The sequence below is a fragment of the Flavonifractor sp. An4 genome (genome assembly GCF_002161755.1).
GTDB lineage: Bacteria > Bacillota > Clostridia > Oscillospirales > Oscillospiraceae > Flavonifractor > Flavonifractor avicola.
The window spans coordinates 1-10854 of sequence record NZ_NFIL01000057.1 but is presented as its reverse complement, the minus strand read 5'-3'; the positions used below and the strand labels follow the sequence as shown (position 1 = coordinate 10854).

General features: G+C 60.7%; 7 protein-coding genes. 5 read left to right on the top strand and 2 right to left on the bottom strand.

Annotated features, from left to right (window positions below):
- The first annotated feature begins 204 nt into the window (after positions 1-204).
- The 4 genes from B5F94_RS14845 to B5F94_RS14830 all read left to right on the top strand — a co-directional run bounded on the left by B5F94_RS14845 (position 205) and on the right by B5F94_RS14830 (position 5687).
- Positions 205-1050, top strand: a complete 846-nt coding sequence (locus B5F94_RS14845; RefSeq protein ID WP_087331246.1) for a DUF4358 domain-containing protein — start codon at positions 205-207, stop codon at positions 1048-1050.
- A 93-nt stretch (positions 1051-1143) separates the two neighbouring features.
- Complete coding sequence (locus B5F94_RS14840) at positions 1144-1614, top strand: hypothetical protein (RefSeq protein WP_087331244.1); 471 nt, start codon at positions 1144-1146, stop codon at positions 1612-1614.
- Between the two features lie 247 nt (positions 1615-1861).
- A complete protein-coding gene (locus B5F94_RS14835; protein ID WP_087331242.1) occupies positions 1862-4141 on the top strand; it encodes an Ig-like domain-containing protein in 2280 nt (759 codons plus the stop codon).
- A gap of 37 nt (positions 4142-4178) precedes the next feature.
- Positions 4179-5687 carry an Ig-like domain-containing protein gene (locus tag B5F94_RS14830; protein ID WP_087331240.1) on the top strand — a complete coding sequence of 503 codons (1509 nt, stop codon included), beginning with the start codon at positions 4179-4181 and terminating at the stop codon, positions 5685-5687.
- A 60-nt stretch (positions 5688-5747) separates the two neighbouring features.
- On the opposite strand, the gene htpG is transcribed toward B5F94_RS14830, so the two are convergent.
- A complete protein-coding gene (gene htpG, locus B5F94_RS14825; RefSeq protein WP_087331238.1) occupies positions 5748-7670 on the bottom strand; it encodes a molecular chaperone HtpG in 1923 nt (640 codons plus the stop codon).
- A 121-nt stretch (positions 7671-7791) separates the two neighbouring features.
- A complete protein-coding gene (locus tag B5F94_RS14820) occupies positions 7792-9222 on the bottom strand; it encodes a hypothetical protein (protein ID WP_087331236.1) in 1431 nt (476 codons plus the stop codon).
- Positions 9223-9510: 288 nt separating this feature from the next.
- On the opposite strand from B5F94_RS14820, the gene B5F94_RS14815 reads away from it, so the two are divergent.
- Complete coding sequence (locus B5F94_RS14815) at positions 9511-10725, top strand: IS110 family transposase (RefSeq protein ID WP_087331234.1); 1215 nt, start codon at positions 9511-9513, stop codon at positions 10723-10725.
- Positions 10726-10854 lie beyond the last annotated feature (129 nt).

The window sequence follows — 10854 nt, the reverse complement described above, 5'->3', positions numbered from 1 at the left end:
TGGCAATCCGTTTCCCCGGCAAAAGGGACGGATTCCCACGAAAAACGGCCGCCCGGTGGGCGGCCGTTTTTCTCGGAATGACGGGTCTTTGTACGAGCTGCACATTTTGCAACAGCCCCATAAAATTTTTCCTCTTCTGGGGAACCTTTTTGAAAAAGTCCCGTCTATCCTTGTGACAACAAACTTGCAAGGAGGACCTTACCGATGAAAAAATTCGGCGCCGCCGCGCTGGCCCTGACTCTGGCCGGCTCCATGACCCTCCCGGCCCTGGCTGTGGAGACCCCCGTGCTCATTTCCGCCCAGGTGGGCTACTCCACCGCCATCACCTTGAACGGAGAGAAGCTGGACACCGCCGCTCTCCCCGCCGCTTCCGACTCCATGCTGCCCCTGCGCCTGGTGGCCGAGTCCGACCACGGCAACGCGTTCTGGGACCAGGAGGGCAATGAGGCCTGGTTTACCTTCGGCCAGGACCGGATCACCGTCCACTTCGCCGACAACACCATTCTGGTGAATGATGAACAGGTGAAGGCCCAGGCTGAAGTCACCGCCGGCGTAACCTATGTGCCGGCCAGCGTACTGGCCCTGCTGGACGGCTTCACCGTCACCTGGGCCGACCCCACCGCTGAGAGCTTTGGCGCCGTGGACATCACCACCCCCAACAACGACCCCATGGTCAAGCTGGCCTACTCCATCATGGAGAACAGCGAGATGTTCGGCTCCCGCACCTATGAGGATATGCTCTCCGATGCCTACAAGATCCCCGTGGACCAGTTTGAGCAGATCGTGGCCTTCTTCCCCATGATCACCAGCCCCGACACCGTCATCATCGGCAAGCTGGCTGAGAACGCCGATGAGAAGGTGGTCACCGATGCCCTGGAGGCCTACCGTCAGAGCCAGGAGGACACCTTCTCCTGGTACCTGTCCCAGCACCTGCCCAAGGTTCAGGACGCCCGCACCGTGATCAAGGACGGCTATGTGTTCTTCTTCATCGGTGAGAACGCCGATCAGGCCGAGCAGATGTTCCGCGACTTCGTAGCTGCTCAGGGCTGAACCTTCCAAGCACGAAACAAGGTCCCGGCTATGGCCGGGACCTTGTTTTTTGCACCGGCAGCGACTATAATGTGGAAAAAAGGAGGGATCCCCATGGAAGAACACACCCCCGTATCCGCCCCCCAGGCTCTGGAGGACCTGGAGGTCTGCTACCGGGATTTCATCGAGAAGCTGAAGAAGAGCAAGGCCTCCAGTGTGGGCGAGGTCATGGGCAATTTCTTCCGGGCCCAGGGCAACCCCCGGGTGTCCTATGCGGTGGAGGAGTTTGACGCCGCCATGACAGAGCGCCTGACCACCCTGACCGCCGTGCTGGAGACCTGTCCGGCGGAGGAGGCCTGCCGTCTGGCGGTCCAGGCCCTGGAGCTGATGCTCTTCTATCCCGTCCCCAAAGACAACACCGTGGCCTTTTCCCTGTCTGCCTTTGAAGGGCGGGCCATGGCCCTGCTGCCCTTCCTCCCCCCCGACAAGCAGCGGGAGATCGCCAGCCGCTATGCCAGGCGCACCACACCCCGGCAGATGCTGCCCAATCAGAAGAAGCTGTGGAAGGCCCTCTCCCAGTTCTGAGCAGCCGGAACATCTTCCAAAATTGAATTCATACAAGCCGCGCAAAATGCAGAAAAACCCACTGCTTTGCGCGGTTTTTTCTGTTTCTCCCTGGATATCTTTCCACAAACACTATGCAGCCAGCAAATTGTTTTACCTTAAAAAAGAGTATATAGTTGTGATTGGAAAGAAGGTCCAGCAGGGCAGGGCGAGGAGGCGCCCCGCCCTGTTTGGCCTGAGCGCACCCTGAAGAGGAGGAAGAGATTGTATGAAAAAACGCATCTTGTCCCTGGCGCTGACCCTGGGGCTGGTGATGACCCTCTGTCCCACTGCTCTGGCCGCAGGCAAGGGTCTGTCCAACTTCCAGAAGAGCGCCGCCTACACCGCCGGTACTTTTACCGATGTGCCTGCCAGCACCTGGTACACGGAAAACGTCAAGACCGCCTATGAGCTGGGTCTGATGAAGGGCACCAGCTCCGTTGCCTTCTCCCCCGACGGCAACATTACCGTGGGCTCCGCCATTGCCCTGGCCTGCCGGCTCCACAGCATCTATGAGACCGGCGGCGCCAACTTCATCCAGGGCAACCCCTGGTATCAGGTCTATGTGGACTATGCCCTCAAAAACGGCATCATTACCCAGGGCCAGTTTACCAACTATGACGCGGTGGCCACCCGCCGGCAGTTTGCCGCCATTCTGGCCAAGGCCCTGCCTGAGGAGGCTCTGGAGGAGAAAAACACGGTGGAGGACGGCACCATTCCCGATCTGGCCGCCGGTTCCGCCAACTATGACGACATCTATCTCCTCTACCGGGCGGGCATTCTCACCGGCAGCGACTCCAAGGGCACCTTCGTCCCCGAGTCCACCATCACCCGCTCGTCGGTGGCCGCCATCGTCTCCCGCATGGCCATGCCCCAGCTGCGGCAGTCCGTTACCATGAAGGTGGTTCCCGCCACCAAGCTGACCATGAACCAGACCAGCCTGACGCTGGAGGAGGGCAAGACCTCCACCCTTACCGTTACCCCCTCCCCCGCTGACGCCACCGTCACCAACGTGACCTGGAAGTCCTCCAACACCAGCGTGGCTACTGTGGACAACGGCAAGGTCACCGCCGTGAAGAAGGGTTCCGCCACCATCACCGCCACCACCGCCAACGGGGTCAAGGCCACCTGCAAGGTCACCGTCACCCCCGCCCCCGTGGAGGTCACCGGCGTCTCCCTCAACAAGTCCACCATGAGTCTGGCGGAGGGCACCACCGGCCGCCTGACCGCCACGGTGAAGCCCAGCGACGCCACCAATGACAGCGTCACCTGGTCCTCCTCCAACACCAGCGTGGCCACCGTCAGCAGCGGCGGCACCGTCACCGCCAAGCGGGAGGGCACCGCCACCATCACCGTCACCACCTACAACGGAAAGACCGCCACCTGCAAGGTCACCGTCACCCCTGAGATCAAGGTCTCCAGCGTCACCGTGGACCCCAGCAGCCTGACGCTGGAAGTTGGGGACAGCGAGTACCTCAGCGCCTCGGTGTATCCCGCCAACGCCACCGACGACAGCGTGGAGTGGGAGTCCTCCGACACCAGCGTGGCCACCGTCAACTCCAGCGGCAAGGTCACCGCTGTGGCGCCCGGCTCCGCCCGGATCACCGCCACCTCCGAAAACGGCCGGTACGACTACTGCCGGGTGACCGTTAAAGCCTCCACCAAGCTGGACTTCTCCGTACCTGAGCTGAACCACAACTACGGTCCCATGACCATTGTCTACCACTCCGGCAGCACGGTCACCAACTTCCTGGTGAATGACTTCACCTTCACCAGCGGCAAGCTTCAGTTCGGCAAGGCCCGTCTGGAGGCCACCGCTCAGGGCAGCGTGGGCAGCGGCTCCCAGTACTTCTACGTCCGCATCAATCTGTATGACGCCGGCGGCAAGCTGCTGGCCACCGACTACAGCTCCAAGAGCGTGGGCAACAATCAGGACTTTGCGGTGGAGATGACCTTTGATGTGGACCCCACCGCCCTGACCCAGGCCGCCTCCATTGAGTTTGTCAGCTACTCCGGCGACAAGGCCGTGCCCGGCCTGGTGGAGCCCGAGACCCCCGAGCCCGAGCCCAAGGTGGACCCGGAGAAGGAGGAGGCCATGGAGATCGGCAAAACCATGAGCGACTACTTCACCAACGGTATGGCCGCTCTGGAGGTCGCCAAAAATGCGGTGACCGCCGCCGGCAATGAGGCCGCCAGTAATCCTCTTGACCCTGATGTCATCATGTCGGCCATCATCCACTTCATTCCCGCCAACGTGGCCATGAAGGATTTCCGAACCACCGTAAGCGATATCATCGCCGCCTGCGGCGACAACTCCTACTGGTCCAGTGTCAAAAAGCTTGCCACCACCCTGCTGGACGATGTGGATTCCACCATTACCATGTACGAACAGATCTCCCAGAACGGCACTGACATGGATATCATCCGGGGGCAGAACCAATTCACCTATGTTCTCAAGCAGTGGAACAACATCCTGAGCACGGCCAATTCCATCATCAAAAGTCTGTGATATGAAGTTTATCGTTCACTGAAAGGAGCTCTCTCCCATGAAAAAACGCATTCTGTCCCTGTTCCTGGCTCTGGGCCTGTCGGTGTCCCTGCTGACCACCGGCGCCCTGGCCGCCGACGACGGCCTGTCCAACTTCAAGTCCGTCAACACCTACACCACCGGCACTTTTACCGACGTGCCCGCCGACACCTGGTACACCAGCAACGTCAAGACCGCCTATGAGATGGACCTGATGAAGGGCACCAGCGGCACCGCCTTCTCCCCCGACGGCAACATCACCGTGGGCTCCACCATTGCCCTGGCCTGCCGTCTCCACAGCATTTACAACACCGGCGCCGCCAACTTTGTCCAGGGTGATCCCTGGTACCAGGTCTATGTGGACTACGCCGTGAAGAACGGCATCATCTCCCAGGGCCAGTTCACCGACTACAACGCCGTGGCCACCCGCCGTCAGTTTGCCGCCATCCTGGCCCGTGCCCTGCCCGCCGAGGCCCTGGAGGCCAAGAACACCGTGGACGACGGCATGATCCCCGACGTGGCCGCCGGTTCCGACAACTACAACGACATCTACCTGCTCTACCGGGCTGGCATCCTCACCGGCAGCGACTCCAAGGGCACCTTCCAGCCTGAGACCACCATCACCCGCTCCTCCGTGGCCGCCATCGTCTCCCGCATGGCCAACCCCGCCCTGCGGCAGAACATCTCCCTCACCTATGTGAACCTGACCGGCCTGACCCTCACCGGCCTGAGCCTGGAGGCCGGCAAGACCGGCGCCATCTCCGTGCAGATGGCCCCCTCCAACGCCACCGTCAAGTCCCTGACCTGGAGTTCCTCCGACGCCAGCGTGGCCAGCGTCAGCAACGGCACCGTCACCGCCCATAAGGCGGGCACCGCCACCATCACCGCCGTGGCCGACAACGGCGTCAGCGGCTCCTGCACCGTCACCGTTACCGCCGCCCCCGTGGCCGTCTCCTCTGTCACCCTGAACCAGACTACCATGACCCTGGACGTGGGCAAGACCGGCACCCTCACCGCCACCGTCCAGCCCGCCGACGCCGTCAACAAGAACATCACCTGGACCTCCTCCAACACCGCTGTGGCCACCGTGTGGAGCGGCACCGTCACCGCCGTGGCCCCCGGTACCGTTACCATCACCGCCTCCACCCCCAACGGCAAGAGCGCTTCCTGCACCGTCACCGTGAAGAAGCCCGCCAGCTCCGGTTACCAGTCCTACTCCCGGTTCGCCGGCGTGCCTGACTTCGGTCTGGTGATGGGCACCTACGCCACGAACAGCACCTATGATCCCTCCGACAACTCCGGCGGCTTCTTCTACTCCTACACCAGCATCAAGAACGCCGGTCACGGCGAGGACTTCGCCGAGCGCTATGCCGCCGCCCTGGTGGCCAGCGGCTTCCGGTACATGGACAGCTTCGTCAATGACGACGGCGGCACCACCCTGATTTACACCAACGGCACCTACTTTGTTATGATGGGCGCCAGCGTTGCCGGCGGTATTCCCGGCATTCTGATCGTAGTTACTCCCTAAGTTTACAATTCCATGCAAAAAGGCCCCGCTGCCAACGGCAGCGGGGCCTTTTGTGATTCATTACTTCATCAGGGAGCACACCAGCTCGGTGTAGCCCGCGGGGTCGGCCAGAGGCAGACCGGCGATGAGCTGGGCCTGGGCATACAGCAGCTGGGCGTACTTGGCGGCCAGGTCCTTGTCCTCGGCCACCGCCCGCTTCAGGGCAGCAAAGGCGTCCGAATCGGGGTTGAGCTCCAGCACCCGCTGGGCCTTCATGTTGTCGGCGTTGTCCGGGTCCATCCGCTGGAAGTACTTCTCCATCTCCAGAGTGATGGGGCCGTCGGTGGTGAGGCACACGGCGCCGCTCTTCAGGATCTTGGACAGGCGGGCTTCGTGGATGTCGCCCCCCAGGGTCTCCTTCAGGAAGTCCAGCACCGGCTTGTTCTCCTCCGCCTTCTGCTCCAGGGCGGCCTTCTCCTCGTCGGTCTCAGGCAGGGCGTCGTCGTCGTCCACCGACTTGAAGGCCTTGCCGTCCACCGCGCCCAGCACGTTGATCACGAACTGGTCGGCCTCGGCGGTGAGGTAGAGGATCTCGTAGCCCTTGTCCCGGATGCGCTCGGCCTGGGGCAGCTTGTCCAGCTTGGCGGTATCCTCGCCGCAGGCAAAGTAGACGTACTGCTGGTCCTCGGGCATCCGCTCCTTGTACTCGGCCAGGGTGGTCAGCTTGCCCTCCCTGGAGGACCAGAACAGCAGCAGGTCGCTGAGCAGGTCCTTGTGGACGCCGTAGTCGGCCACCACACCCATCTTGATCTGGGGACCGAAGGCCTTCCAGAAGGTCTCGTACTTCTCCCGGTCCTCCTTCTGGAGGCGGAGCAGCTCGGCCTTGATCTTCTTCTCCAGGTTGTTGGCAATGACCTTCAGCTGGCGGGTGTGCTGGAGCATCTCGCGGGAAATGTTCAGGGAGAAGTCCTGGGAGTCCACCACGCCCTTGACGAAGCGGAAGTGCTCGGGCAGCAGGTCGGCGCACTTGTCCATGATGAGCACGCCGGAGGAGTAGAGCTGCAGGCCCTTCTCATATTCCCGGGTGTAGAAGTCATAGGGGGCGTGAGAGGGGATGTAGAGCATAGCCTTGTACTCCACGGTACCCTCGGCGGAGACGTGGATCACGCTCAGGGGGTCCTCCCAGTCGCCGTACTTCTCCTTGTAGAACTGGTTGTATTCCTCGGGCTTGACCTCGCTCTTGGGCCGCTGCCACAAGGGCACCATGGAGTTGAGGGTCTCCCACTCATCATAGTCCTCCCACTCGGGCTTGTAGTCGTCGCCGGCGTCCTCCGGGCGAGGCTTCTGGCGGGACTTGTGCATGAGCATGACGATGGGGTAGTGGATATAGTCGGAGTACTTCTTCACCAGATCGGCGATGCGGTACTGCTCCAGATACTCGTCGTAGTGGTCGTCGTCGGTGTTGGCCTTGATGTGGAGCACGATGTCGGTACCCACCTTGTCCTTCTCGCAGGGCTCGATGGTGTAGCCGTCGGTACCGTCAGACTCCCACTTCCAGGCCTGGCCGGCGCCGTAGGCCTTGCTGGTAACGGTAACATGGTCGGCCACCATGAAGGCGGAATAGAAGCCCACGCCGAACTGACCGATGATGTCGGTGGTATCCCCCTCGGCCTTCTCCTGCTTGGCCATCTCCTGCTTAAACTGGAGGGAGCCGCTGCGGGCGATGGTGCCCAGGTTCTGCTCCAGCTCCTCCTTGGTCATACCGATGCCGTTGTCGCTGATGGTGAGGGTACGGGCGATCTGGTCGGGGGTGAGGGTAATCTTCAGCTCTGACCGGTCCAGGCCCACCTTGTCGTCGGTGAGGGCCTTATAGGCCAGCTTGTCCATGGCGTCGCTGGCGTTGGAGATGATCTCCCGCAGGAAGATCTCCTTGTGGGTATAGATGGAGTTGATCATCAGGTCCAGCAGTCGCTTGGATTCCGCCTGAAATTCTTTCTTTTCCACGATGAATGCCTCCTGTATATGAAAGTGTTTTTAAAAACATAGCGTTAGCACTCAATTATCCAGAGTGCTAACGCTATCATAATCCTTCGTATGAAAAATTGCAAGGGGGTTCAAGAAATGTTTACAATTCCTCTCCCGGCGTCCACAGGGCGGCCCGGAGAGCCTCCACGCTGTCAAAGTGGCTCAGGGGGCCGTCGTCCGTCGGCTCTCCCAGCCGGAGCACTCCGGTGGGCTGGCCGCCGATGGTCACCAGATAGGTGGCCTGCCAGTCCAGGCCGTGGACCCGCAACTGGCTGTCCACATAGGCGCCCCCGGCCAGCAGTTGGGGAGCCCGCTCGGGCGGATCGGTGCGGAAGGCCGCACCGATGGTGTAGGCCTTGGCATCCAGAGCAGAAGCCTGGTCCTCCTCCCGGAAGCAGGTCAGCTCCCAGCTCACGAAGCCGCCTTCGCCGCCCACCTGCGCCAGTCGGGCATCGTAGTAGGCGTCGGTCAGTTCCCGGCAGGCGGCGTAGGCCTCCTGGTCGATGTCGTCCGGGGTATCACAGCTGGTGCGAATGAGCTGGTAGAGGGACTCATCCTCCAGGTGGACCTTGCTCCGGGGCAAATTGCTCCCGCCGAAGATCTCCACCACGTTTTCCTCCAGCCCCACCTGGAGATGGAGCGCATCATCCTCGGAGTAGGCTCCCTGATCCTTTGGGGCCAGGTAGCAATCCAGGGTCCATATGATGTCGGTGTCCGAGCCATTGAGGGTGAGATCAGGATGGTCCACCGGGTGGGCCGCCGCGGCCCGGATAAGGTCGGCCAGCTGCTCCGCCTCCAGGGGATCGTTGGGTCCATACCAGCTCACAGAGCCGATATTCTCCCCCTCCAGCCCGGCCAGCAGCTCCAGCAGCTTGTCGGAGGCAGTATTCCGGTGGGACCGGATGTGCCAGTTCTCCCCGTCCTTTCCCAGGGCCAGTTCAATACGGGAGCCGTCCTCCCCCTCGTCAGTCCACAGCAGAGCGGTTCCGGCAGCCTCGTCCACCTGGCCTCCGGCGCACACGAAACAGCCGGGGCCAAAATCGCTGGTGAAGGTATACCAGGCGTCGTATTCCTCCAGATAGGGCACGCCGGAGGTGTCCAGATCGGCGGAGGTGATGCCGGCGTAGCGCTCCAGGGCCTGGTCCACCGAAGCGCGGAGGATGCGGTGGGTGGGCACGGAACCCGGCGAATTCCCCCAGGGGTAGCCGGGCAGGGCTTTCAGGGCATCGGACTCCGCCTCATCTTCGGCGCTCAATGTGCCGTCGCCGGGGAAGTAGTACAAAAAGTCAGCAAAGTCCAGATTTTTCACATCGTCATAATAACAGGTAAAGAAGCAGCTCACCGGGGCAACGTAGGTCACGCCGTCTTGCTCCACCAGGGGTGAGAAGGCCTCGTTGACCCGGTCAATCTCCTCCTGGGTCAGGGGGCGCGGCTCCGCCGCCGGAGAGGGGGATGCAGGGGGCGGTGTCTGTGCCGCGCAGCCGCACAGGGCAAGGGCCAGCAGCAGGGCAGGCAATACCGTGTGTTTCATAACAGTAACCTCCTATTACAATATATTTACGGTTCAAGGCACGGCAGCCAGCCGTGTTTTTTTCCGCATCGTTGCCAAAGCTGTTAGAATGAGAGCGTCTTGGCCTGATGCTCACCTCCAAGGACCAAAGCGTCCGCAGAAAAGTCCGTCAGCCAGCCTCTCATTCGCAGCGTTCGATTTATGCAGGTTGTTGGCCACATTGGTGCGCCCGTGTCATCAAATAGATTGGATCGGCAATGATGAAATGGCTGGTCGCCAAAGACAAATCCATGACGAGGAGCGTTGTACATGAACAATGTGGCAGGGATCGATGTTTCCAAGGGAAAGAGCACGGTGTCTGTTCTCCGTCCCTTTGGGGAAGTGGTGGCAAAGCCGTTTTCTGTTGGTCACACCGGCAGTGAACTCAAGGAGCTGGCAGACTACTTGAAAAGCCTGGACGGTGAGACGCGGGTAGTCATGGAGCACACCGGGCGCTACTATGAGCCGGTGGCCCGCTTTCTCCATGAGGAGGGCATCTTTGTTAGCGCGGTCAATCCTAAGCTCATTAAAGACTACGGAAACAACACCCTGCGAAAAGTGAAAACAGACAAGGCAGACGCCAGGAAGATTGCCCGCTATGGGCTTGACAACTGGGTGGAATTGCGCCAACATACACCCATGGACACGATTCGTATGCAGCTGAAAACGCTGAACCGGCAGCAAGGTCTGTACTCCAAAACCAAGACGATGATGAAAAACAACCTCATCGCCCTCCTGGATCAGACCTATCCCGGTGTTAACGCCCTGTTTGACAGCCCTGTCCGAGAGGATGGCAGCCAGAAATGGGTGGACTTTGCCATGGCCTTTTGGCACGTGGACTGTGTGCGGGCTATGAGCCTCACTGCCTTTTCCGAGCGCTACCGCAAGTGGTGTAAACGCCACGGCTACAACTTCAGCCAGAGCCGGGCCGTGGAGATCTACACGGACGCCCAGGATCTCATCGCCATGCTCCCAAAAGACGCCTTGACCAAAACCATGATCCGACAGGCCATTGACGCGCTGAACGCCGTTTCCAAATCTCTGGAGCAGCTCAAGGCTGAAATGCGTACTCTGGCCGCCCAGCTCCCGGAATATCCCGTTGTTATGGCTATGCGCGGCGTAGGCGATTCTCTCGGCCCCCAACTCATGGCGGAGATTGGGGATGTGACCAGGTTCACACACCGGGGAGCCATTACCGCCTTTGCCGGTGTTGACCCGGGCGCTGACCAGTCCGGCGCCCACGAGGCCAAAAGCAACCACACTTCCAAAAGCGGGCCGCCGGAGCTACGCCGCGCCCTGTTCTTGGTTATGGACTGCCTGCTGAAAACACAACCGGAAGACGACCCGGTGTACCGCTTCATGGACAAGAAACGCTCAGAAGGCAAGCCGTACCTGGTCTATATGACAGCCGGGGCCAACAAGTTTCTGCGCATCTACTACGGCCGGGTAAAGGAGCATTTGGCTTCTCTGGAAAACGCTGATTGACCACTTTTATTCTCTTTCAATTTGACCGGCGCTTGCGCGGCGGTTCTTTTCTCATACCCTTTTTTCGCCTTCTCCTGTGCCTGCAAATTTTTCTCATTTTCCTATTGATTTTTTATTTGCAGACTTTTC